This window comes from Alkalitalea saponilacus, assembly GCF_900168165.1.
GTDB lineage: Bacteria > Bacteroidota > Bacteroidia > Bacteroidales > Marinilabiliaceae > Natronoflexus > Natronoflexus saponilacus.
In genome coordinates this window covers 25,705-50,366 of the sequence record NZ_FUYV01000009.1, presented here as the reverse complement: position 1 = coordinate 50,366, position 24,662 = coordinate 25,705, and the positions used below count along the sequence as shown (strand labels likewise).

The following is a 24,662-nucleotide window of genomic DNA, read 5'->3' as shown; positions in this document are numbered from 1 at the left end:
AAATGAAGATTGCATTTATAGGAACATACCCGCCAAGAGAATGTGGTATTGGTACATTCACGAAAAATCTTTTCAATTCAGTAATATCAGAAAATGCTGCGTCGGAGGGTAAACACGAGGGATTTGTGGTGGCCTTAAACGACAATAACGCACACTACGATTATCCTGTGGAGGTAAAAACCAGCATCAACCAGGAACAACTGGAAGATTATATTGAAGCTGCCAGGTTTATAAATTTAAGTGGTGCCGATGTATGTGTTTTGGAACATGAATTTGGCATTTTTGGGGGACAGGATGGAGTGAATATCCTGCCTTTGTTGCACCGGCTGGATATTCCATACATTGTAACGCTTCACACAATACTAAAAAAGCCATCTTATAATCAAAAAGCGGTATTACAGCAAATTTGCAGCATGGCACAAAAAATAGTCGTGATGAGCCACAAAGCCATCGATTTTTTGACAACTATTTACGATGTTCCGGCACAAAAAATAGCTTTTATAGAACATGGAGTACCCGATTTACAATACAACTCAGAAAAATCGAAAAAAGAGTTTAAACTTGATCATAAAAAGGTGCTTCTCACTTTTGGTTTTATTGGCCGGAATAAAGGGATTGAAACCGTAATCAACGCCTTGCCTGCGGTTGTTAAGTCGAATCCCGATGTCATTTATATCATTCTGGGTAAAACCCACCCGAATGTCCTCAGACATTCGGGTGAGGAGTACCGGATATATCTCATGCGTCTGGTTAAAAACCTGGGACTGGAAAAACATGTAGTTTTTCTAAACGAATTCATCAATGTTCAAGACCTTTTTAAATATTTGTCGGCTACTGATATTTACATTACACCTTATTTAAATGAGGCGCAAATTACCAGTGGAACTTTATCGTATGCGGTGGGTGTTGGTGCTGCAGCAATTTCAACACCCTATTGGCATGCTGAAGAGTTATTGGCCGATGGACGTGGCCGGTTTTTTGATTTCAAGGATGAGAAAGCCCTTGCAAAACTTCTAACTGAACTTCTTGATAACCCGAAAACCCTGGCAGAAATAAAAGAGAAAGCATATACCTATGGTCGTAATATCACCTGGCCAAAAACCGGGGAGAAATACTTCCAATTGGCTAAAACCATTTCAGAACAGGATGTTTTTGAAATCCCGAAAAAGGACTCTGTTTTCGATTTGTTGATTATGCCACCATTTTCGCTTACTCACATTAACCGGTTAACCGATGATACCGGAATAATTCAACATGCAAAATTTGGAATTCCCGATTTAAAACAAGGCTATTGCCTTGATGACAATGCGCGGGCTTTGCTGATGGTTCTTATGGCTTATAATCAGATGAAAGACACCCGTGCTCTTGAGCTATCGCCTATTTATTTAAGCTATATACACTACCTTCAAAACAGCGATGGTACATTCAGAAATTTTTTAAGTTTTAGCCGCCAGTTTTTAGATGAAGTGGGTTCTGAAGATTCGTTTGGCCGCACCATTTGGGCTTTAGGATATTTATTGGGTTTTGCACCTAATGATGCCTATTATCAAACAGGAAAGGAGATTTTTTATAAGGCTGCACCTAATTTCGAAAAACTCAAATCCATTAGGAGTATAGCCAATACCATGATTGGCGTTTGCCACTATCTTAAAAGTCATCCCGATGATGACTCCATGATGGAACGTTTGCGGAATATGGCAAAACAACTGTCAAGGCATTATAGAGAAAATGAATCGCCCGACTGGAAGTGGTTTGAACCGCTTCTGGCCTATGATAACGGAATACTGCCATTGGCGATGCTCCATTCAGCAGAGATTCTTAACGATAACGAAATTACAGGAATCGCCATCTCTTCAATGGATTTTCTTACAAATCACACTCTAAAAAACAATTATCTTAGTGTGATTGGGAATGAAAAGTGGTTTAAAAAAGGGAGTGAACGTTCGCTGTTTGCTCAACAACCCATAGATGCTATGGCATCAGTTTTAATGTACAATCAGGCATTTCACCTTACCAAAAACAAAGAGCACTTAAATAAACTTTACGCCTCCTTTTTGTGGTTTTTGGGTGAAAACGACTTACGTTTGAGTTTGTATGATTTTGAAACCCATGGCTGTTGTGATGGCTTTGAGCAGAATGGCGTGAACCGGAACCAGGGAGCAGAGAGTTCACTGGCCTATTTAATATCCTATTTAACGGTTCTTCAGGCCTATTCATCGTTCATAAAATCAGAAACTGTAATTTCTGAAAAGAAAGATTCGAAATCATCCACATTAAAAGTCAGGACGAACTAAAAAAAGGAGTTTCTCTGGTTTCAACACATTTAGCAGCATAAATATACATAGCGGCACTCCATGTTTGCCAGTCTTGTCCCATCGGCATTCCATCCTGAGCTTTTATCCATTCATTAAAGCCATATTTTAGGGATGTCTTTCTGGCAAGTTTAACGATCATGGTGAATTCAATCAGCTTTTTTTCTGCGAGTCTGTATCGCTTTGCGGCTACTAAAGCTGCAACATACAGTCCGCAGATAAATGGCCAAATACCACCATTATGATACTCCCCGGGATTGTTGTATTTTTTATATCGTTCATGCCAATCAGGATTTGTGGGTTTTATGTATGGAAAAAAATTTGGAGGAAGGTCGCTCTTCAGTTCTCCATTCTTACGCATATTGATGCACTCATTTTCTATCCAGGTAATTATTTCATTTGCTCTTGATGATGAGGCCAGACCTGAAAGAATTGCCAGGCTGTTTCCAAGCAAATCAAACCTTTCACTGCTAAATATTTTGTATGACCAGAATGCGTAATATGGTTTGTACATAACAACAAGTCCCTCGTGAACATGCTTATGCATTACGCCGCTTGTTATCGTAAATCTACCCATAGCATGCCTTAATTTATCTGCTCTTTCATATAAACCCAACAGTTTAAGATAGCTGTATGTGAGAGTATTCACAAAAAGCCCATAACCTGTCACCCACTGTTCATCGCGCCAGTCACTGGTTGGTTGTTGAGCCACAAGACTCCTGTCCGAAGGACTCTGATATTCCATCCATAACAGAGCTTTTTCCAGTGCACTTTTTAAAAAGTGCTTGTCTAATGTAACCCTCCTGTAAATACCAACTGCCAAAATAAACAGAGGGGTGGTGTCGCTGGCGCCACGATCTTCGGAATCATGAACTAAAGAAGGAATATGTCCAAGTTTGGTTTGGTTCAATGCCAGTGTTTCCAATACTTTGCGTATACTGTCCATTAATTGTTGATTCCCTGAAACAGCAATACCCAAAATTGACAGCATTAAGTCGCGCGTATATGGTTCCGGGTATCCCCAGCCTGCAGTGCGCGGCAAACCGTGGAATGGCCCATGCATATTGTGAACCAATACTTCAATTGCCGCTCTTTTGGCTTCTTCAATTTCAAGTAGGAGGGAAGAATGCATAGTTTTTTTGATTTTATAGTTATAGAACTTCCATCGGCCAGATCGATATTAAATTGCTTGAAAAACAATGCAATATGTTTTTGTGTAATCCTTCAATATTTGCCTCTCATTTAATATCCAATCTTTCACTAACGATTTGTACAAATCGTTTAGCAACTTCACGATAATCAAATTTTTCCACAACTCTTATTCTGCCGGCTTTTCCCATGCTATTCCGTAATGCACCATCATTCATTAGTCGCAGTAAATATTTTGCGATATCATGAACATTTGCCCGGTAGTCCACAATCCGTGGTGTTGAAAACTGCATTTTATGTTTACTCTCGAATCCTGATTCTTCACCAATAATGACTCCATTCACAACAATTTTACGGGCAATTTTAGCTAAAAGAGCAGTTTGATTGTGAACAAGCGTATCAAGCATGCCCATAGCTTTTAAACTAACAACTGGTTTTTCGCAAGCCCCGGCTTCTACTTGTGGCATTCCAAAGCCTTCCAACCTTGATGGTGCGGCATAAATATCGCATGCACCCATCAGGTATGGCATGAATGTACGGGAAATGGTGTTAGTTGCGTAGGTAACGTTTTTTTCTATACCTAAACGATTTGCCAGCTCTAAATCGTTAAGATTTTGAGCCTTAGTGCGAGGTTGTGGCCACACTTTGCAGACATATTTCCAATCGGGCGCATTAGTGTCAATTATGGCGAGAGCCTGCATTACTTCCTGAGCACCTTTTGAAGCTGCATCACCCCCAACTGTAAGTATCATTATCTGATCCGGTGAAATGCCCAAAGCTTCTCTAACTGCTATTATTTTCGGATCGTTCTTGTTGAATGGTATAAATGAATCGGTATCGCAGCCAACCGGCAAAACTTCAATGATATTTGAATCGATTCCATCTCGTACATACATTTCTTTCACCCATTTAGAGGTTACTAAAATCAGTGGTAAGGCGTTTAATACTTCCTGATAATTTGCTATATACCCGTCGGCCACTAGCCAGGGAACCGCTTTTACCCCGTATCTTTGCGGGTGAAGAATCAATTGAGGAGTATGCCCCCAATAGCCTATTCCAACGACAACATCTGGCTTGAACCAGCGATAATACCATTCTTTTTCCTGCGCTGATTCAAAATGAGCTGCATGGACATCCACCCCAAGCTTAAGGAGCCCTTTGTAAAGCAAGTCTCCCTGGGTTGCCAGTCCACCGGGAGATGGAGGGTAATCATAAAGAACAAGGACTTTCATGATAATTGGGTATTTATTTGAATCAGGTTAATTACAGTAGATTATTAGACTAATCCCGATATAACCGTGATTTGATTTTAGGCAGATAGAATTGTATAGAAAGACTCTGATCGTATTGTCCATCTAGTCATCTGTCTAAAAATCTAAGAACTAAATTTCTTTGATATTAATTAAAACAGTCTTAAAGTTTTATCATGGGATCATTTTCATTTGTAAATGCCATATGCGTAGAATATTTGAACCCAGAAAGTTGTAAAAGATGTCACTTCATACGCTCAAGCCACCTTAAAGCTGATAATGGATTATCAAATTGCCAAAACGACTCTGTTTTGGGTGTTGTTTTGGCTTCCCAACTGTCAGATTTAAAACCGTATATTTCAATAATGATTTTAAATTTTTCAATCCATATCAACTTGGGGAGTTTCATATAAACAGTTGCACCTTCAATTGGTCTGGGCAAAAATGATTTATTACCATCTTCATACGCATAAGCCCATAAACAATTTGCAGCTATTTTATTCCCATTCCACAGATTAACCACTGCCTTACCTATTTCTTCATGCCGAAAATGTCGTGTATATTCGCCGAATGGACTATGGGTAATAATCATATCGAAATGCGTTACAGGTAATAATTCAAGTATTGCATTCTCAACGACATCTGTTGCCAATGGAGTTTGCTCGGGTCCATCATCAAGATCTCCAATTGCTCCTTTTGCCTTTAAGGCCTTTAAAGCTTTTATAAACTTTGGAGCACGATCTGTATCTTTGCCCCGGCATAACGAAATAATGAACCATTTATATGTTGGATGACTTAAAATAACACCTCCGCTCCAAAGGGTTTCATCATCGGGATGAGCCACAATTACTACCGCAGTTTTTTCTTCTTTTGCCAACATAAGCATGCAATTAGGGCTCGTTTTGATATTATTTAAAGACTAGCCCTTCCTTTATCAAACTGCTTGTTAAAAACAAGCCTGATAAGAATCACAAATACCCCTAATGCTAGAAGTAGGTGTACTGGACCTGTAGCATTTAGTCCCCAAAAGAGTATTCCCCAGATGATGAATAGTAGTCCGGAGATGATATAAAGTAAATTTTTCATGGCTAAAAAGTTCTGATTATTGATTGAATCCTCTATTCACTCATGAAAAGGGTAATTGTAGGTTAATCTTAATCAAAAAAACCGGCAATTGCACTTCCCAATTCATTCATATCTTTTCTGAATTTAACTTGTTTCTCCTCCCAATTATCAACCTGATTGTCTTTGAAATCAATAATTTTGGTTTTTAGTTCTTTGTTTTTTTCTTCCAGTTGCGAAAGTTTTTTCTCATAATTGGCTTTTCCCATATCTTTCTCCATTGCGACTTTTGCTTTTAACTCCTTAATGTTCTTTTCATAAACAGCGATCTGATCTTCTGCCTCTTTTATGAATTTCTGATAGGATGCGATAGTGTCTTGTTGAATCTTTTTTAAATCGCTTTGAGCTCGCGTTAAATCATCTTTTGCCTCAGACACCCTCTCTTTCGCTCTATCTTCTTTTTCAGATTTTGACTGGCAATTAGATAATAATCCTCCAACAATCAGGATGGAAATGGATAGTACTAAAATTGACTTTTTCATATTTCTTTAATTTTTGTATTAAAGAAATATAAGCATCATGAGCACGGAGGTTGTTACATAATATAATGAATTTGTTACATCATTCTCACTATGATAAAAAGAGAGTTTTAGCCCTGGCCGGGATTGTTCCATTATTTGATTTAAATGGGTATCCGTAATCTATTAACGGTTAATTGCCTCTGGCGCAATAAGTTCAATGGTCTTTTGGTAGTAAATTATTGTGTGTTATAAATTTAAGTGGCAGTATTTGTGGTTGTTAGTAGTATGGATAGCCTGATGTATTTATCTGCCACTTATTGCTTTTTGCGATAATAAGGAAAAACACAAATATAATTTGCCATCAGAATTAAAATTGATTCAAATGTATTGTAGATTTAAAACTTAATCAGGTGAATCCTAAATACTCTTTAGCTCATCCAGTAGCTCCTTTAACGGAACCGAAGCATAGGTTGAAGAATAGTCGGACATGGCATACGGTATTATCAGGTCATTATTATGCACCATCGATCCGCATGAATAGACCACATTGGGAACATACCCCTCTCTTTCCTCAACATTAGGAATCAGTAATGGGGTTTTTGATCTGCCGATTTCAATTTCAGGATTTTCCAGATCAAACAGGGCAGCACCCAGAACATACTCCCGCATGGGGCCAACCCCATGCATTATAATAAGCCATCCTTCTTCCGTTTCTATGGGCGATCCGCAATTGCCAATTTGTATTAGTTCCCATGAGTGTTTAGGTTGCTGCAAAATTTTGGCTTCCCGCCATACAGTTATGTTATCCGAAAAAGCAATGTAATTATTAAACCCATCAATCCGGCAGAGCATGGCATATTTCCCGTTAATTTTACGAGGGAATAATGCCATTCCTTTGTTACTGGCAATTTCGCCATGTAACGGCGAGATTTTAAAATGATAGAAATCATTTGTTTCAAGCAATTTTGGCATAATAGTAATGCCATCATAGGCCGTGTAAGTGGCGTAGAACTTAGTATTATTGTTCTCATCTGTGAATTTTACAAACCTAGCATCTTCAATACCATTCTTTTCGTTTACGGAAACTGGAAAAATGACCCTTTCAGAAATATTTGTGTCCAATGAAAACTGCAATTCATAATGTGAAGATGCCAGCCACTTAATTTGGTTAAAAAGGTATTCCTTGTCGGAAGCCAGATGAATCGCTTTTCTTGATTCTTCAATGCATTTACGAAGTTCTCCATAGGTGAAGTTTTCGTTCAATTTATCCAACACTAATTCGTAAGGAATTATGCTGTGAAGCTCCTGCATTTCCTCTAATTTATCGGCAAATAGTTTCTTGTTGTATGTATGCCTCCAAATATGCTCTGCTTCTTCAAGAAGATTCCCAATAGGCTCAATTGTAAGATCGTTGTTTTTATCCAAAACACCAGTTCTGAATACGATGGACGAGATATGCCCCTCACCGGTTGCTCTAAAACTTATAATGACTCTTTTGGAACCCGGCCCAATCTCAGTCTGATCAGGGTGTTCAACCATTGATGGGTTAAAAAATGCAGCAGCCTCTATGGAATATTCCATCGTAAAATATGAACCTATCAAAATTTTCTTCTGGTAATCCACTTCATCAATATTTATATCCAATCGAGACAGTAAGTGCGCCACATTGTTAAAGTGCTTTTCAAAAATCCTCGAAATATTTCGATGACGCATAGAAAAGTCTCTTAAGGTTTGCTTTAGCGAAAATGAAGCTTCTTCTTCGGACATGTTTAGTACAAACCGTATTGTATTTACAGCCCTTTCCTCTCCTGTAAATAAGAATCGGGCAATCACTCTGCCAGCATCCGGTACAAACGTTATATTTTTCCTATTTACAGAAACTTGCATATTCTTGTTTTTTATAAAGGTAGTTGCATTTTTTGGATTATTTCTTATTAACTGATTGAATTTCAAAAGAGAAATTTGAAATGTGCATTCTGACAGCAATCAGAACGTAAAATTAAGTGTAGGAGGTTATTGGAGAGAGTGCAGCCGAACATGCCATACTTAGCCCTATTATGTTACAATTGGACTAAGTATGGCTTGTTTGTGGATAAAGTGTCCAATTAAATGATATCGGAAAGCATATTAGTTATGTAATTCTGAGGAATTCCAATGTATCGAAAATTGATTGTATTGACATTGACCTGTGATATTCCTTGAAAAAATGATGCTAAAACCCTGTACTCAATTTGCCGTATCATCAAATTCCCAGCGCATCAATTAAATCATTCACTTTTTCAGTGTGAATAGAACATAAATATGACATTTTTTCCCGGATTTTGCTGTGATCCGCAACGTGTTCATGATCGGCGGTTATGGGAAAATCCTTGTTGTAAAATTGCATGGATTGCTCCTGAACCTTGATACGGTTGAGCAATTGCGTTAAATCGGTTTCATGCTGTTCCAAAACCATAATCTCAACAGTGTTCAATTCTTTTCCCGGACAGCAATCCGCTACTTCTTTGTTTCTGTTTTTTATGATTTCAACCTCCTTAATATAGCTGCTCAACCTGTTTTTCCAGATTTTGTATTCAAAATCCAGGTCTATTAACTTAATCTCTCCTTTTTTCATACTCCGGTTCTTTTAGGTTTAGAAACTATCAGAAATAATTGGGTTTGGTACTGTTTCCAAAATATGAAAAAAAACTGATGCAAACAATCAACTTGAATACTTTTTATATCTATTCTTCCATAACACAAATTTCCCCTTTTCGCATGTGCGCAATGGTTTTATATGCTACGATGCTGATAATGACGGCTGCCATTGCTCCCAACGCCCACGAAATATACTTGAACTCATGAATTCCGGTCATTTCCCAGGCCAAAGCTGTAGCTACAGTTATGGCTGTCATGGGGAATGTAAACGCCCACCACGACATGAAAAATCTGAGTTTTGTGAAACTTTTTCCCATTTTGGCCAATAGCAATACAAAAAAGAGAGCCATCATCAGCATAAACATTGAAAATCCGTCCCATGATGGGAAAAACTTCATGTATGAGATAAATCCAACTGCCGGTGGCGCTATTAGAATAAAAAAGGTGGGAATGAATTTCTCTGCCAGCTGCCCATGAAATACTACTCTGTAGAGGAAAATCACAAACAGTACAATCCAGAAAAACATACCCGATGAGAAATAGAAATAGCTGATGATCATAGGTGCGTGTTCTATCCCGCTAACAGGAACCAGAACATTTCCTACTGCTGGTATAAACCAGGCCGGATTAAAATGCTGAATCTGATAATTATGCTGAATCCAGTAGCTTATGGCGTTAAGTGCAAACCAGGTTTGTAGTGCGACGCCCGGCCACCAAAGCCACGCTGAAACGGTTTTGTTGTAACCTTCAAACGCTATGGACAGTAGTAAAAGTGATATGGAAATTGTTGGAAAGAAGTTGATTCTGATGGGATGTCGGTATTCGGCCATTACCTCTTCCGGAAACATCACTCGTTTTAACAGATACATGATGCTTATGGCCACAAAAAGTGATGAAACCGCCCATAAAGCCACATTGTAAAATGTGTCGGGCAGCCATCCAAGTTGTCCGTATTTTGAGAAAATAAGGGTTAAACCGCTTAAACCCATAATCACTGTATAAGCTGTGATGGGAAAATATTTGATTTTATCTTTCATTTCACAAGTATTTAAAAATATATACATGCAAATATATAAAATAAAACATATAACATCATAAAGGATTATTGAAAATTGTCAGGGAGTACAAAATACATTGTCTCAAACAGAGAGTTTATAGGGTTTTCTAAAACAGAGAATTTTGATTTTCCATCGTTTCAGATGGAGGCGTGGTTATAAAAAAGGTACATAAGAACCATAGATTGTTAGGCTCAATGTATCGGGATAAGCTTATTAGAATCAAGCAAGTTTCTTATTATCCGTTAATTGTATAATATGTAAGCGAGCTTTTATGCGGTAAATAATCTATTGTAAGAAAAAAACCACAAAGTTCACAGGGTTTTCACAATGCCCACAAAGATATATTGAAACATTATAAATCTTTGTGCACCTTGTGTTGCCTTTGTGCTCATTGTGGTTTAATCTTCTAATCAGACAACTTTAATCTGAAGAAGCTATGGTTCGCGCCTGATTTTAAAGATTCAGCAAACGCTTTAAATGCCTCTCATAAATGTTCTCATACACGCATTTTCCTACAATCTCGGCATTTTGTTTCAACAGCTCGTTATATTTATCTATTTCATCGGCGGCCAATTTATATCCTACATGAACCAACTGACGCATATTTGCATTATACAGCGGATGATCAGGAATATGTCGAAGGGCATTGGCAAAATCTTCGTTACTCCATTTGTTTACAGTATCAGCCGATGGAAGTTGATTTTTGTCGATGTCGATAACATCGGCATAGGGTGCACACAGCTTTTCCACATTATCCAGGGCTTTGGCGTAAAGTTTTTTTACAAAGTCAAGAGCTTCACCTCCGGCCAGTGCGAGGCCAATCACCTCTTCAAGCCAGGTGGTTCCGGCAGTTTTGAGGTGAAAACCTTTGTTGTGCTTTTGTGTCAGATCTCTGATTGGGTCGTAAATTGAGAATTTATCCGACCCTGAGTGTACACTGAGTTTAAGCTCAGCCGGTAAGCCAAATTTTGCTATTGCAAAATCTATTACCATTAAGTTGGCCTCAAACTCTTCGGCAAAAGCTTTGGTGTCGCCAACGTAATCAACCCCTTTGTTAAATCTGCCGGTGAACTTTGGAGCAATGGTTTGCGCCGGTACGTTGTAATGCGCCAGCATAGCTAAAATGAAAAAGAGTTCCACCGGGGTCTGTGGATTGGGAACTTCGTCCATGGAAACTTCCGTAATGAAATTTCCTTCTCCTTTGGCAGCGACAATTTTCTTATAAGTTTCGCCAGCCATGCAAGCAGCGTAAAGATATTGCGAGGTGATGTTTTCCAGTTGCTCCCGGCTGACCGTAATTTGTTTCGCGATTCCCGGTATAGAGAATGATCCAACATAGCTCTCCATTTTTTTCAGGAAGGCGTCTTTCTCCGCGCAATCTCCCTGTTTTCCAATGTAAGAAGCAACATCAATGGTGAAAAAGTCGGAGCTGTCCATGAATTTTTCAACATTGTCAAGATTGATGTGATCGGCGTCAATAAAGTAAGGCTTATTCCAACCCATCTCCTTTAAATCCACGTCAACTGCATTGCGTGTATCAGCAGGTTGACTTCCAATGGTTGTGTGCTCACGATTGGATTTATTCCATACCGGAGTGATGCTGAATCCCTTCTTTTCGGCTTCAATCACAGCACTTAACTGTGCTTTTGCCTGATGGGCAAAACGATCGCCCATGCCGATTGAATATTTTGATAGTTTTTTCATTTTTATTGATTTTAAGGATATTAACTGCTTGTGATTTTTTTCTATTGAAACAGGTCAACGTTTTCAACGTTGACAATTTCAACGGGTTGAAACTCTCTTATCCCAACTGTTTGATTGGTTGTAAGGTACTCAAACATTCGCTTTACAGCCTTTTCAGTCTGTTCGGTTGGTTTCTGTCCAATTAAGAATCTGATTAAACCTCGTTTTAAATAGTCGATGTTTTTTCTGGTAAGTTCATATCCCACCAGAATAAGGTTGTTTAGTTTTTGATCTTCCAGATATCTGGCAATGACATGGGTTTTGGCACTCGAAACCAATATTGCACCAATATTGGGATTGGATTTTAGGATATAATCCATTCTGGATTTAACCGTTTCTTTATCCGAGGATGGAATCTCCACTGTGATCTTCATTCCAAGGTTTCTTCCTGTATCCAGAAAATAACTCATAAACCCCTGGTTGCGTCGGTTCAGATGCTGGGTGTTTTCCAAATCCTTGGCAATGTTTACAATAAGGATGTCTTTTGACGGCTCCAGACCATAATCAATCAGGCTGGCGGCAACTCTTCCTCCCTGATAGGCATCTTCGCCTATAAAGGAAATGCAATTGGCGTTTTCAATGTAGGTGTCGATAAATATGTAGGGCGTGTTTCTGCTATCCAGTTCGCTGCAAAACTGAATGGATTCTTTTTTCAGAATTGGAGCAAAAATGACTCCTTCCGGATTATACTCATGTATTTCCTTTGTTTTGGCTAAAAAGTCAGCCTCATTGTGCAGCTCAAAAAAGAAAAAGCGCACATCCACGTAAAATGGACGCAGGTCTTTTACGGCTTTTTCAATTCCTTGCGGATGCGCCATCCAGAATACGTTTTCGTTGCCACCACGTGGCAACAAAGCTGCCAGATGGTATTGTTTTTTGGTGGTTAATGCCTGTGCTACGATGTTTGGCTGGTAATGCATTTCCCGCGCAATGGTTAAAACCCGTTCACGTGTATCGGGTGCTACCTCACCGCGGTTGTGCAGTACCCTGTCAACCGTGCCTATCGAAACACCGGCCTTTTGTGCAATATCTTTTATTCTTACCTGTTTCATCCGTATTTAATTAGTTTATTACGGTCGGATGAGACTTGCATGAGACGTTTTTGATGAATTTTTCCCATGCGCGTTTCATTTTTGCTTTAAGATGAGATGTATGATAAAGTTGTAGTTTAACCACAATGAGCATAAAACTTTAACTAGCTTTTTATACCGTTTGAAAGATAATTCTAAAACGTCATAGTGCTTTTTGTGGTTAAACTACCTTTTAATCGTATTTTTCTTAATTTATTAAGAAAACATAAATCATCAGAATCCAAACATCCTCGGAACAACAAGACTGATGGATGGGATAAATGTGATCAATAACAGTGCTACCATCATGGCGATAAAGAATGGAATCATGGGTTTGATAACATCCTGAATTTTAAGGTTGGCAACACTACATCCGATAAATAGAACAGAACCTACCGGTGGAGTACATAATCCAACGCACAGGTTCGTGATCATGATGATACCAAAATGAATTGGGTCAATTCCCATTTCCGGTCCGGTAACAATGGGCAGGAAAATAGGAGTAAAGATTAATACTGCAGGCGTCATATCCATAAAGATTCCAACAAACAGCAAGATGAAGTTGATCATCAAAAGAATAACCAGCGGGTTTGAAGAAATGCTCAGCAAACCGTCACTAACGGTTTGTGGTATGTTCTCGTACGACATAACCCATGATAACCCGATGGAGGTGGCAATCAACAACATTACGATGCCTGTGGTTCTTACTGTATTGATGATGATACGGGGAAGATTTTCCACACGAATCTCTTTATAAAAGAAGGCCAAAAACAGACAGTAGACAACAGCAATGGCCGAGGCTTCTGTCGCCGTAAAAAAACCAGCAACAATACCACCAATAACAATCACCAGCATCATTAAACTGGGAATGGCATCGAGGAACTTTTTGATGCCTAATTTGAAAGGAACTTTAACGCCAACAGGGTATTTTTTTCTGTAGGCATAAACACCACCAACAGCCATTAACAGCAATCCTGTGAGAATCCCGGGGATGTAACCGGCCAAAAACAGAGCTGCGATTGAGACTCCACCACTAGCCAAAGAGTAAACAATGAGGATGTTACTCGGTGGGATAACCAATCCGGTGGTGGCTGATGTAATGTTGATGGCTGCAGAGAAATTCTCCTCATACCCTTCTTTTTTCATCTGTGGCCCCATAATTGAGCCGATGGCTGAAGCCGATGCAGCAGCTGAACCAGAAATGGCTCCAAACAGCATATTGGCAGTTACGTTTACCATGGCAAGACCTCCAGGTAACCTTCCAACAACCACTTTGGCAAAATCAATTAGACGTATGGCTATACCCCCGGAGTTCATGAGCTGACCGGCTAATATGAAAAATGGGATAGCCAGAAGAGAAAAGCTATCGAGACTGGTTGCCATTCGCTGCGCAAGCGTTGATATGGCCGGTAAAACGTCCATATTCACCAACATGGTGATGATGGCCGATAAACCGATACTATATGCCACCGGCACGCCAATGACCAGAAAAAACAGAAATGAAGCAATAAGTACAACTATTCCTAAAATATCCAATTCCATGGTGGTTTTATTTTAAAGATTTTAATTCTTTGATTAAGTGTCTGATGTCGTCACTGGCGTAGTAAGTCATCAGTAATCCGCTAAATGGAACAATCATGTATACATATCCCATGGGAAGTTGAAGTGCAGCTGAAATCTGCCCATTTACAAATTGAACGTACATAAGCCATGTACCTCCAATCACCATGACGCTGATGCAAAAGAGTATGATTAGAAAGTTTATGAAAATCATTGTACGTTTGTGCGTCTTTGGCCCCATCTTGGTGTGGAGAATGTCAATGGCGAGGTGTTCGTTGCGTCCTTTTACGTAGGCAGCACCGGCCAATCCAACCCAGATCAGCAGAAATCCTGCCAATTCGTCGGTGAAGGAGCTGGGGCTGGAAAAAATGTATCGACTGGCAACCTGCCAAACCACGTTCACCACCAGGGTGCTCATGACGACTACCAGAAACAATTCAAGCATTTTGTCTATTTTCGCTCTAAGATTCATAGCTATATCTGATTTTGAAACGTTTGTGGAATTCTGTTTCGTTAGTTTTCTTTGTATTCGCTGGTTAATTCATCAAGATCAGCCACATGGTAATCCTCGGGTTGGATGGCCCTGATTTGCTGAATCAGGTCATATATGGCGGGGTTGTTCCTGTAGAGTTCAAAAACGCTTTCGGTGGCTGCCATAAATGGTTCTTTATTTGGAATTATAACCTCAACTCCTGCAGCTTTAACTGCTGCGAGTGCTTCATTTTCTGAACGCTCCCATTCCTTACGCTGCACAACTACTGATTCATCGGCTGCTTGTTGAAGCCATTCTCGCTCTTCTTCAGTCAGCCTGTTCCAGGCATGTGTACTTACAATCATCACATCCGGAATCATGGTGTGTTCGTTAAGCAGATAGTACTTACAAACTTCGTAATGTCTTGACAAGAAAAAACTTGGAGGATTGTTTTCTGCTCCATCAACGACTCCTCCCTGCAGTGCGGTGTATAGTTCACCCCATGAAACAGGTGTTGGGGCGCCTCCCATGGCACGAATCATTTCTACGGCAGTGATACTTTGCATGACTCTGATTTTTAAGCCTCTTAAATCATCCGGTGTTTCAATCCGATCTTTTGTATAAAAGCTTCTAGCGCCTGCGTCGTAAAAGCATAAACCACGAAGCCAAAATTCAGTTCCTTTAGCCAGCATGGCATCTCCTATTGGACCATCAAGAACTGTGAAAGCATGCTCCTTATCCCGAAAAATATAGGGAAGCCCTAATACTTTGTACTCTTCTACAAATCCTTCCATCGCAGCAGCTGAAACCTTCGTAAGATCCATGCTTCCAAGTTGAATTAGTTCCAGACTTTCTCTTTCTGAACCCAGAACTCCTCCTGCATAGATTTGAATTTGAACCTGTCCGTCAGATAATTCGGCAACCCTGTCGGCCATATATTGCATGGCAATATGCACAGAGTGCTGGGTATCGAGAGTGTGTCCCAACCGAAGTATCTTTACATCACTTTGGAGGCCACATCCTGCAATAAACAGAGCAATGGCAAGCAACGATGTTACTTTTAATTTCTTCATTTTATTATAGATTGTATTTCACGTTTATACGAAATCAACAAGCATACCTTATAATGAATGTCTTTAATGCTTGTTGCGATTTCGATGCTTTACAAACTTGTCTTTTCCTTATGAAACAAAAGGTGATTGGGGATAAAGGTCTTTAAGGTATAGTATATGATAAGCCAGTTTCCCTTTCGGGAAGCTGGCTTTTAGGTTTGTGATTATACATTATATGTTGACGAGGCTGTGGTTCCACCACGCCCTGTCCAGTTGGTGTGGAAATACTCACCACGTGGCTTGTCAAGCCTCTCATAAGTATGTGCACCAAAATAGTCGCGCTGAGCCTGAAGCAGATTCGCCGGTAACCTTTCGCTTCTGTATCCGTCAAAATAGTTGAGTGCGGTTGCAAAAGCAGGTGTAGGAATTCCGTTCTCAATGGCTGCAGATATGACGCGACGCCATCCTTGCTGCGCTTTTTCTATAACATCCTTAAAGAATGGATCAAGCAGCAGGTTGGTCAAATCTGGTTTGGCATCATATGCGTCCTTAATTTTTCCAAGGAAAACTGAACGGATGATACATCCTCCACGCCACATCAATGCAATTCCACCATAATTCAGATTCCATCCAGATTCTTTTGCTGCCGCTGCCATTAATGCATAACCCTGAGCGTAAGAAACGACCTTTGATGCATAAAGTGCATCCTGAAGATCATTCAGGAACTGTTTTTTATCTCCTTTGAACTCCGGTTTTGGTCCGGATAGAACTTTAGAAGCGGCTACACGCTCATCTTTAATAGCAGATAAACAACGGGAGAATACAGCTTCTCCGATTAATGTTAATGGAATGCCCAGGTCGAGAGCTGAGACAGCTGTCCATTTTCCTGTTCCTTTTTGTCCGGCAGTATCCAGAATTTTTTCAACCAATGGTTCGCCATCCTCATCTTTGTATCCCAAAATGTCACGTGTAATTTCAATCAAGTATGAGTCAAGTGGTCCTTCGTTCCACTCTTTAAAAACATCGTGCATTTCGTCGGCACTCATTCCCAACAGGTCTTTCATCAGGTGATAAGCTTCATTGATCAGCTGCATGTCACCGTATTCAATTCCGTTGTGTACCATTTTTACAAAATGGCCTGCACCATTCTCTCCAACCCAATCGCAACAAGGTGTTCCATCTTCAACTTTAGCTGAGATGCTTTGGAAAATTGGTTTTACAAGTGGCCATGCTTTTGGGGATCCTCCTGGCATAATGGAGGGTCCTAACAATGCACCTTCTTCACCTCCTGAAACCCCTGTTCCGATGTATAGCAATCCTTTGCTTTCCACATATTCAGTTCTGCGATCCGTATCAGGAAAATGGGTGTTACCACCATCAATGATGATGTCACCGGGCTCCAAAAGTGGAATTAAGCTTTCGATGCTTGCGTCAACAGCGCTTCCGGCTTTAATCATCAGCATAACTTTGCGGGGACGTTCCAGCGATTGCACCAACTCTTCAAGTGTGCGGGTTCCTTTTATGTTTTTGCCTTTGGCGCGTCCGTTAATGAAGTTATCAACTTTCTCAGTTGAGCGGTTGTAAACCGACACCTGGAAGCCTTTACTCTCCATGTTGAGAACCAGGTTTTCTCCCATTACGGCCAGTCCAATTAGGCCAATGTCTGATAATGCTTTCATGTTGTTGTTTAATTTTAAGGGTTATCAAAATCTGATTTTCAGAACTCAGATGTTACGCTTTGTAGCGAATTCAATACTCTGTATATCTTACGATCTGTTATTTTGAAAATAGTAATTGTTTAAATTTAACTTTTATGATATTCTATTGATGTATGCTTCTGAAATATTCGGGATGTGACAGGTTGTCTTATAAGTCTTATCTATCTGTCTAACATCTAAACATCTAAATTCTCCTATCTAAATATTACCTTAGTCTTTAAATCTGTCTTCATGAGCCCATAAACCAACTGCCGGATTTGAAATATAGAAAATTTCTTCTCCATCAGGCATGGTATTGAAGCCATCTTTAAGTTTTTCCGGGTCATAGAGTTTCATCATCTCTTTGAGATCCGCGTAATTAAAGAACACAGATTCAATTTCCTCTTTGGTTAGGTGTCCCGGACAATAAGTAACCGAAAAACGTCCTTCCGAACTGCCATGAATCAGGTGTGCTGCGGCTCCCAGATTGTTTTTCATATCGTCGTTTTTCTCCACGTATTCCAGGGTTTTGGGAGTGCCGCAGTAACCATATTTTCTAATCAGTTTATCAATGGTGGAGTCTTCTCCAAACTCCTTTAAAGCCGGTGCAAGTACAATCAGTTCAGCTCCATCTGCCAACGCCATACGGGTACGATAAATACTTTTATTACCCAGCCATGTGCTTCTGAATTCTGATGGATCCAGATATACCACCACTTTTTTCAATGGTTTTTCAACCATTTCAAAATTGACTTTAATGGAGAGGTCAGCTGCCATTTCAAACACCTCTTCATCATCACCAATAAAAATACCGCGTGTAACCAATTTGCCTTTATCATTTCGACCTATTACTGTCTGAACATAAATGATGGGCATTTCACTGGCAAAGTGTTCCGATGCATAATTCAGAACCCTGCGCACAGGGTTGCTTGCCCGGCCCATGATGCGTTCCATGCCATAGGCAGCTCCTATAAAATGGCTTTTATTGATGCCTTCAGCACCACCTGTTCCCACAAATATGTTCTTATTGTAATTGGCCATGCCAATTACTTCATGCGGAACCACCTGTCCGATAGAAAGAATCAGGTCGTATCCTCCTTCAACCAGCATTTTATTTACTTGTGCAGGCCAGTCATAATTAATCCGGCCTTCGGTAATTTCGTTGATGTATTCGCCGGGAACTGTTCCAAGGGTTACAACATCGTTGCGCCAGTCGTGCACCCTGAACAAATCATGCGGAACACCGGGAAACATATGGTTGATTTCTTCCCCTGTCATCGCTACGTGAGTGCCCAGTGCCGGTAAAATGTCGGTCAGGTTTTCCTTATAGTATTGCCAGGCAAAAGCTGTTAATTCACCTGCTTTGGAATGGAAACGCGTGAAATCGGGAGGTATTGCCAATACTTTTTTACGGGTTCCCAGTTTTTCGAGAGCCGTAAAAAGAGCCGACTTTAAATCGTTGGATGAGAGTTCGTCGGTTGCTGAACCTCTTTGAAAATATACCATGATTATATGAATTTAAATTCATTGAATGAATATCACCGGAAATCAAGTGTGAGACCTAACGTCTCACTCTTGCATTACCACTCCAGATGCTCCATACCATCTCTTCATCGGCAGGTTGCCCGTAATCTGTGAGGAATGTGGTGGCCAATGCACCTGTGGCCCAGCCAAACTGAATCCATTTTTCAGGTTCCCATTCTTTTAAAATGCCGTAAAGCATTCCACCAACAAAACCGTCGCCACCACCAATTCTATCCAGTACTTTTATTTCGCGAGGTTCAACAACATGCCAGTTGTTGCCTTCAAGCATAATACCTCCCCAAAGGTGGTCGTTGGCACTGTGTACTTCCCTAAGGGTTGTGGCAAATACCGAGGCATTGGGGTAGTTTTTTTTCACACGCATAATCATCTCCTTGAAACTGTCAATTTTAGCGGTGATATCTTTGCCTCCTGCCTCAGGACCTTCAATGTTCAGACACAGCTGAAAATCTTCCTCGTTTCCAATAAGAATGTCAGATACCGAGGCAATTTCTGAGAATATTTCATGAAGTTCCTTTTCGCGGCCTTTCCAGAACGAAGCTCTGTGGTTCAGGTCGAAGGATATTTTGGTTCCATATTTTTTAGCGGCACGAGCCAGTTCAAGACAGAAGTTGCCTGTATCCGGTGAAAGTGCAGCAATAAGTCCTGATAGGTGTACAATTTGTACGCCCTCTTCCCCGAAAATTCTGTCCAGATCGAAATTCTTTACGTTTAAGGTACGCCCAATTTCACCGGCACGGTCGTTGTGAACGCGAGGCCCGCGTGAGCCAAATCCGCTGTCGGCAATGTTGAATTGATGTCTGAAACCCCATGGGTCGCCCTGATCAACGTCCGGACCTTCGTAATCCATGTGGCGGGTTTTCAGATTGCTTTTTATAAATTGAGCGATGGGACTGTCTTTTACGAAAGTGGTTAAAACTTTAACCGGTAAACCAAGGTAGGATGAAACACTGGCTACGTTGGTTTCGGCACTGGTAGCTTGCATCATGAACGTGTCACTGCTGTGAACGGGTTGTCCGTTTACAGGAGTAATTCTTACTCCCATGCTGGTTGGAACAACCATTGCCCATTTGAAATCTTTTTTTAATTCGAGACTCATGATTATTTGATTTTAAGGGATGATTTTGATTGATAACCTTGGTAAAAGATTTCGGATTTGAAAAATCCGAAATCAAAAATCTCATCTAAACACCGCTGTATGCACTAAATCCACCATCTACCGGAACAACTATTCCGGTAATGAATTCTGACCAGTCAGATAAAAGGTAAAGCAAAGTTCCTGAAAGTTCCTCAGGGGTTCCGTATCGCTCCATTGGTGTTCCGTTGATAATTTTTTTACCGCGAGGGGTTGACTCTCCGGTTTTCTCATCAACTAGAAGAAAACGGTTTTGATTGGTTAAAAGAAATCCAGGCGCGATGGCGTTTACTCTGATGCCGGTTTTGGCAAAATGTACTGCCAGCCACTGTGTAAAGTTGTTGATGGCCGCTTTGGATGCCGAATAAGCCGGAATTCTGGTTAATGGACGGTATGAATTCATGGATGAAATATTTACAATTCCACCATTTTTCTTTTCAAGCATATCTGTGGCAAATACCAGAGAGGGCAGGAGTGTGCCTTTAAAATTAAGGTCGAAGGTTTTGTCGAAACCTTCAAGTTGAAGACCGAAGAAAGTATCTTCAAGGTTATCGCCCTCTTCCATCTTTTCAACTTTTGAAGTGGCAGTTGCTGCATTACCTCCTGCACCATTAATCAGATAATCAATTTTTCCCAGTTGGTCGTTAATGGCTTTTTTTGCCTGTTCAAGAGAGGTTTTATCCAGTACATTGGCTGCGAAACCTGCAGAGTCGGTTCCCGTTTCGCTCTTGATCTCTTCTGCTACTCTTTGTGCAGCTTCCAGGTTTAAGTCCAGAATGGCTGTTTTTACTCCATGCATGGCCAATGCTTTAGCCATGGTAGAGCAAATTACACCACCTCCGCCTGTCACAACGGCTACTTTACCTTTGAGGTTTAAATCTTTTACCGGTGCTGTCATAAATTTTTAGTTTTTTACTTTATTAATGGTTGCCATCAGGTCTTTTACTTTTTGGGTGAGAGCAGCGAAATCACGCTTTTCTATCATATCTTTTGGAAAAAGATTGGAACCCATTCCTACGCAGGTTACGCCTGCGCTGAACCATCCTTTAAGGTTGGCTTCAGTGGTATCTACCCCGCCTGTAGGCATAATATTGGTTTTTGGCATAGGCCCTTTAACGGCCTTAACAAAAGAGGGACCGCCAACTTCTGATGCCGGAAACATCTTTACAATTTCGGCACCAAGTTCCTCGGCACGCCCTATCTCGGAGATGGTTCCGCAGCCTGGTGCCCACATTACTTTTCGGCGATTACAAAGTTTTGCCATGTTTTCATTCAACAGAGGCGATACTATAAAGTTTGCACCCGCCTGAATATAGATGGCTGCGGTACCTTCTTCCACCACACTTCCGGCTCCCAGAATCATTCCGGGTAATTCGGCCAAAGCATATTTGTTGAGTTCACTGAACAGTTCGCTTGCGAAATCTCCCCGGTTTACCCATTCAAATACCCGAATACCTCCGTCGTAGCAGGCTTTTACAACACCTTTACAAACTTCTAAGTCTGAATGATAGAAAACAGGAACAACACCTGTTTCTTTCATTTTTAAAAATACCTCTATGCGTGTATATTTAGCCATGGTTCTTTAATGTATTAAAGAAAGGAAAAAGAGCTGAAAGTGTTTAAACATTAATTGTGTTAATGCGGTTTTTCTGACTCTTAGTTTTTTAATAAACCCAAATACTCCAGCACTTTTTCCGTTTCAAATTGTTTATTTATCGGGAAACTCTTCCTGAGGCATCACCCCCCATTAATTTTTCAACCTCGTCAACTGTTACCTGGTTAAAATCACCATGAATGGTGTGTTTCAGGCATGATGCAGCTGTGGCAAAGCAGAGGGCTTTCTCATCATCATTTTTATAGGTTAGCAATCCGTAAATAAGTCCACCCATAAAAGAGTCGCCACCGCCAACACGATCAACAATGTGGGTGATTTGGTATGTTGGTGCTGTAAACAGGTTTTTCCCATCGTAAAGCACTCCCGACCATGAGTTATGGTTAGCACTAACACTACCACGAAGGGTTGTGATGACCTTTTTCACTCTGGGATATTCCTTCATAATTTGTTGAGAAACGCTGCGATAGGCTTCAGCTTCCACATGTCCACCGGTTACATCAACACCTTCCGGCTTGATGCCCAGAACCATTTCTGCGTCTTCTTCGTTTCCTAAAACCACATCACAACCGGCAACAAGTTCAGGCATTACCTCACTTGCACTTTTACCATACTTCCATAGGTTTTTGCGATAGTTCAGGTCACATGAAACCGTTATCCCTTTTTTATTTGCTGTTTGAATGGCTTCCAGACAAACATCGGCTGCTCCTTGTGAAACGGCGGGGGTGATTCCTGTCCAGTGAAACCAGGTGGCACCTTCGAGAATCTCGTCCCAATTGAATTGACCTTTCTTTATCTGTGCGAAAGATGAATAAGCACGGTCGTAAACGACCTTGCTGGCGCGCGCCACAGCTCCTGTTTCCAGGAAGTAGATTCCCAATCGCTCTCCACCAAAATGAATGTCATTGGTGTCAATGCCATATTTTTTTAATTCCATATGGCAAGCTCTTCCTATATCATTTTTGGGAAGTGCTGTCACAAAAGAGGACTCAATGCCGTAATTGGCAAGAGATGCAGCCACATTGGCCTCGCCACCACCATAACAGGCTTCAAACGAGGTCGCCTGTGCAAATCTTTGGTATGCGGGTGTGGATAACCTTAACATAATCTCTCCGAAAGAAACAACTCTTGGTGTCATTTTTTTATCTATTACAATATGAATATGATTGTTCGTTATTCGTTATAATTTTGGCTTTTAAAAGCCAAAATATCTCATTGGGTTGTGATAGCAAATGTCCTCAATCACCGTTTTTAACAGTTTTTGATCGTTGGGTATCAATCCTTTATCTATTTCCTGTCCCAAGTGATTACATAAAATGCGTCTGAAATACTCATGGCGAGGGTAGGAGAGGAAGCTTCTTGAATCGGTTACCATTCCCACGAATCGAGCCAAAAGTCCAAGAACGGATAGGTCTCTTAAATGTTTCTCCATACCCACTTTTTGATCCAGAAACCACCATCCGGCACCATATTGAATTTTTCCGGGGGTTTTTCCGTCCTGGAAGTTACCAAGCATGGTTACAAACATCTCATTATCTGATGGGTTCAGATTGTACAAAATGGTTTTAGCCAACTTGTCTTCAGTATCGAGAAGATCCATAAATCTTGAGATTTTGTTGGCATCTTGTGGGTTTCCTATGGAGTCGAAGCCAACATCAGGTCCAAGTTTTTTAAACATACGGGTGTTGTTGTTTCGCATGGCTCCCAAATGAAACTGCTGAACCCAACCACGTTTGTGGTTCATTTTGCACAATTCGTACATCACATAGGTACGGTATCCTTCTGTCTCTGCGTCAGATAGCTTCTCCCCATTGCGAACCTTTTCGAAAGACTTGTCTGCACCATCAAGGAAATTTGGTGTATAATATAGTCTGTCGAGACCATGATCAGAGGCTTTACATCCAACCTCATTGAAAAAGGCATGTCTTTCATCAAGAACTGAGATCAAATCTCTAAGCGTTTTAATCTTTTTGCCAGATACACTCTCTAGTTTTGAGATGTATGCATTGAAAAACTCAGGATCTTCAGTTTTTAAGACATTGTCGGGTCTGAAGGTCGGACGAACTTTGATGCTAAAGTTCTTCAAAGCCTGATGATATTGCAGCGAATCCGCAGGGTCGTCGGTAGTTCCAACTACTTCCACGTTCATTTTTTTCAAAAGGTTTTGAGTTCTGAACTCATCCTGTTGAAGCATTTCGGTGGCTTTGTCGTAAATTTTCCCCGCATTTTCCGGAGCCAGCAAGTCGAAGATGTCGAAATGCCTTGCCAGTTCCAGATGTGTCCAATGGTGTAAAGGATTACCAATGGTTGAGGGCACGGTTTCGGCCCACTTTTGAAATTTATCCCGGAATGAGGTATTGCCGGTACAATACTCTTCGTCCACTCCGTTTGTGCGCATTGCTCTCCATTTATAATGGTCGCCCTCCAGCCAAATCTGTCCCAAACTTTCAAATTTATGATTGTCTGCGATTAATTTAGGTGAAAGGTGGCAATGGAAATCTACTATTGGCAGCTTCTCAGCATAGTCGTGATAAAGCTTTTGAGCTGTTTTGCTTTCAAGGACAAAGTCCGGATGAATAAATTTTCCCATAATCTATAATTGTCGTTAACGAACACGAAGGTATGACACGAAACTAATTTTTCCAAATATTTTAACTCTTTTTGAATCTATAATAATCAGTTCTTGTTTTAGGTGCATAGTTTAAAATATAGTATATAAGGTTGTTAAGGACGGTGTCTGAGTCCTGATTTTAGCAAGTTGCTATTGGTATAATCTAAATTTCAGAAAAC

20 protein-coding genes are annotated in these 24,662 nt (G+C 40.5%); 1 reads left to right on the top strand and 19 read right to left on the bottom strand.

Annotation, left to right across the window (positions count from 1 at the left end; all coding sequences use genetic code 11):
• The first annotated feature begins 2 nt into the window (after positions 1–2).
• Positions 3–2,294, top strand: coding sequence for a glycosyltransferase family 4 protein (locus B5X70_RS08680; RefSeq protein ID WP_079557512.1), 2,292 nt, complete (start codon positions 3–5; stop codon positions 2,292–2,294).
• Here B5X70_RS08680 and B5X70_RS08675 read toward each other — a convergent pair.
• The 19 genes from B5X70_RS08675 to uxaC all read right to left on the bottom strand — a co-directional run bounded on the left by B5X70_RS08675 (position 2,281) and on the right by uxaC (position 24,462).
• Complete coding sequence (locus B5X70_RS08675; protein WP_079557511.1) at positions 2,281–3,444, bottom strand: glycoside hydrolase 100 family protein; 1,164 nt, start codon at positions 3,442–3,444, stop codon at positions 2,281–2,283. The two genes, B5X70_RS08680 and B5X70_RS08675, sit on opposite strands and share 14 nt — an antisense overlap.
• A gap of 106 nt (positions 3,445–3,550) precedes the next feature.
• Complete coding sequence (locus B5X70_RS08670) at positions 3,551–4,693, bottom strand: glycosyltransferase family 4 protein (RefSeq protein ID WP_079557510.1); 1,143 nt, start codon at positions 4,691–4,693, stop codon at positions 3,551–3,553.
• Positions 4,694–4,955: 262 nt separating this feature from the next.
• Entirely contained in the window at positions 4,956–5,591 is a 636-nt protein-coding gene (locus B5X70_RS08665; protein WP_079557596.1) for a PIG-L family deacetylase, read from the bottom strand.
• Positions 5,592–5,865: 274 nt separating this feature from the next.
• On the bottom strand, positions 5,866–6,315 hold the full coding sequence (locus B5X70_RS08660) for a sll1863 family stress response protein (protein WP_079557509.1): 450 nt from the start codon (positions 6,313–6,315) through the stop codon (positions 5,866–5,868).
• Positions 6,316–6,711: 396 nt separating this feature from the next.
• Entirely contained in the window at positions 6,712–8,181 is a 1,470-nt protein-coding gene (locus B5X70_RS08655; protein ID WP_079557508.1) for a glycoside hydrolase family 130 protein, read from the bottom strand.
• Between the two features lie 355 nt (positions 8,182–8,536).
• Positions 8,537–8,908, bottom strand: coding sequence for a hypothetical protein (locus tag B5X70_RS08650; protein ID WP_079557507.1), 372 nt, complete (start codon positions 8,906–8,908; stop codon positions 8,537–8,539).
• A 109-nt stretch (positions 8,909–9,017) separates the two neighbouring features.
• Complete coding sequence (locus tag B5X70_RS08645; protein ID WP_157666444.1) at positions 9,018–9,968, bottom strand: SLAC1 anion channel family protein; 951 nt, start codon at positions 9,966–9,968, stop codon at positions 9,018–9,020.
• 474 nt (positions 9,969–10,442) lie between these two features.
• Positions 10,443–11,693 (bottom strand): tagaturonate epimerase family protein, encoded by a 1,251-nt coding sequence (locus B5X70_RS08640; RefSeq protein ID WP_079557505.1) that lies wholly within the window; start codon positions 11,691–11,693, stop codon positions 10,443–10,445.
• A 41-nt stretch (positions 11,694–11,734) separates the two neighbouring features.
• On the bottom strand, positions 11,735–12,784 hold the full coding sequence (locus B5X70_RS08635) for a LacI family DNA-binding transcriptional regulator (RefSeq protein ID WP_079557504.1): 1,050 nt from the start codon (positions 12,782–12,784) through the stop codon (positions 11,735–11,737).
• A 252-nt stretch (positions 12,785–13,036) separates the two neighbouring features.
• Positions 13,037–14,344, bottom strand: a complete 1,308-nt coding sequence (locus B5X70_RS08630; RefSeq protein WP_079557503.1) for a TRAP transporter large permease — start codon at positions 14,342–14,344, stop codon at positions 13,037–13,039.
• A 7-nt stretch (positions 14,345–14,351) separates the two neighbouring features.
• Positions 14,352–14,834 (bottom strand): TRAP transporter small permease, encoded by a 483-nt coding sequence (locus B5X70_RS08625; RefSeq protein ID WP_079557502.1) that lies wholly within the window; start codon positions 14,832–14,834, stop codon positions 14,352–14,354.
• Positions 14,835–14,875: 41 nt separating this feature from the next.
• Positions 14,876–15,907 carry a TRAP transporter substrate-binding protein gene (locus tag B5X70_RS08620; protein WP_079557501.1) on the bottom strand — a complete coding sequence of 344 codons (1,032 nt, stop codon included), beginning with the start codon at positions 15,905–15,907 and terminating at the stop codon, positions 14,876–14,878.
• Positions 15,908–16,110: 203 nt separating this feature from the next.
• Positions 16,111–17,565 (bottom strand): decarboxylating NADP(+)-dependent phosphogluconate dehydrogenase, encoded by a 1,455-nt coding sequence (gene gnd, locus B5X70_RS08615; protein ID WP_079557500.1) that lies wholly within the window; start codon positions 17,563–17,565, stop codon positions 16,111–16,113.
• Positions 17,566–17,814: 249 nt separating this feature from the next.
• Positions 17,815–19,089: a nickel-dependent putative hexonate epimerase gene (locus B5X70_RS08610; protein WP_079557499.1), complete on the bottom strand. Its 1,275-nt coding sequence runs from the start codon at positions 19,087–19,089 to the stop codon at positions 17,815–17,817.
• Positions 19,090–19,144: 55 nt separating this feature from the next.
• Entirely contained in the window at positions 19,145–20,224 is a 1,080-nt protein-coding gene (locus B5X70_RS08605; RefSeq protein WP_079557498.1) for a PfkB family carbohydrate kinase, read from the bottom strand.
• A gap of 85 nt (positions 20,225–20,309) precedes the next feature.
• On the bottom strand, positions 20,310–21,158 hold the full coding sequence (locus B5X70_RS08600; RefSeq protein WP_079557497.1) for an SDR family oxidoreductase: 849 nt from the start codon (positions 21,156–21,158) through the stop codon (positions 20,310–20,312).
• Between the two features lie 6 nt (positions 21,159–21,164).
• Positions 21,165–21,836, bottom strand: a complete 672-nt coding sequence (locus B5X70_RS08595; RefSeq protein ID WP_079557496.1) for a bifunctional 4-hydroxy-2-oxoglutarate aldolase/2-dehydro-3-deoxy-phosphogluconate aldolase — start codon at positions 21,834–21,836, stop codon at positions 21,165–21,167.
• A gap of 136 nt (positions 21,837–21,972) precedes the next feature.
• The gene (locus tag B5X70_RS08590; protein WP_079557495.1) at positions 21,973–23,010 is read right to left on the bottom strand and encodes a sugar kinase; all 1,038 of its coding nucleotides are present in this window, start codon (positions 23,008–23,010) and stop codon (positions 21,973–21,975) included.
• Positions 23,011–23,067: 57 nt separating this feature from the next.
• A complete protein-coding gene (uxaC, locus tag B5X70_RS08585) occupies positions 23,068–24,462 on the bottom strand; it encodes a glucuronate isomerase (protein WP_079557494.1) in 1,395 nt (464 codons plus the stop codon).
• Between the last annotated feature and the right edge of the window lie 200 nt (positions 24,463–24,662).

Coding starts and splice junctions, on each gene's coding strand:
- B5X70_RS08590 (WP_079557495.1), bottom strand. CDS start 23,010: ATGACACCAAGAGTTGTTTCTTTCGGAGAGATTATGTTAAGGTTATCC.
- B5X70_RS08620 (WP_079557501.1), bottom strand. CDS start 15,907: ATGAAGAAATTAAAAGTAACATCGTTGCTTGCCATTGCTCTGTTTATT.
- B5X70_RS08640 (WP_079557505.1), bottom strand. CDS start 11,693: ATGAAAAAACTATCAAAATATTCAATCGGCATGGGCGATCGTTTTGCC.
- B5X70_RS08605 (WP_079557498.1), bottom strand. CDS start 20,224: ATGAGTCTCGAATTAAAAAAAGATTTCAAATGGGCAATGGTTGTTCCA.
- B5X70_RS08635 (WP_079557504.1), bottom strand. CDS start 12,784: ATGAAACAGGTAAGAATAAAAGATATTGCACAAAAGGCCGGTGTTTCG.
- B5X70_RS08670 (WP_079557510.1), bottom strand. CDS start 4,693: ATGAAAGTCCTTGTTCTTTATGATTACCCTCCATCTCCCGGTGGACTG.
- B5X70_RS08680 (WP_079557512.1), top strand. CDS start 3: ATGAAGATTGCATTTATAGGAACATACCCGCCAAGAGAATGTGGTATT.
- B5X70_RS08610 (WP_079557499.1), bottom strand. CDS start 19,089: ATGGTATATTTTCAAAGAGGTTCAGCAACCGACGAACTCTCATCCAAC.
- B5X70_RS08650 (WP_079557507.1), bottom strand. CDS start 8,908: ATGAAAAAAGGAGAGATTAAGTTAATAGACCTGGATTTTGAATACAAA.
- B5X70_RS08645 (WP_157666444.1), bottom strand. CDS start 9,968: ATGAAAGATAAAATCAAATATTTTCCCATCACAGCTTATACAGTGATT.
- B5X70_RS08665 (WP_079557596.1), bottom strand. CDS start 5,591: ATGTTGGCAAAAGAAGAAAAAACTGCGGTAGTAATTGTGGCTCATCCC.
- B5X70_RS08630 (WP_079557503.1), bottom strand. CDS start 14,344: ATGGAATTGGATATTTTAGGAATAGTTGTACTTATTGCTTCATTTCTG.
- B5X70_RS08675 (WP_079557511.1), bottom strand. CDS start 3,444: ATGCATTCTTCCCTCCTACTTGAAATTGAAGAAGCCAAAAGAGCGGCA.
- B5X70_RS08595 (WP_079557496.1), bottom strand. CDS start 21,836: ATGGCTAAATATACACGCATAGAGGTATTTTTAAAAATGAAAGAAACA.
- B5X70_RS08660 (WP_079557509.1), bottom strand. CDS start 6,315: ATGAAAAAGTCAATTTTAGTACTATCCATTTCCATCCTGATTGTTGGA.
- B5X70_RS08655 (WP_079557508.1), bottom strand. CDS start 8,181: ATGCAAGTTTCTGTAAATAGGAAAAATATAACGTTTGTACCGGATGCT.
- gnd (WP_079557500.1), bottom strand. CDS start 17,565: ATGAAAGCATTATCAGACATTGGCCTAATTGGACTGGCCGTAATGGGA.
- uxaC (WP_079557494.1), bottom strand. CDS start 24,462: ATGGGAAAATTTATTCATCCGGACTTTGTCCTTGAAAGCAAAACAGCT.
- B5X70_RS08600 (WP_079557497.1), bottom strand. CDS start 21,158: ATGACAGCACCGGTAAAAGATTTAAACCTCAAAGGTAAAGTAGCCGTT.
- B5X70_RS08625 (WP_079557502.1), bottom strand. CDS start 14,834: ATGAATCTTAGAGCGAAAATAGACAAAATGCTTGAATTGTTTCTGGTA.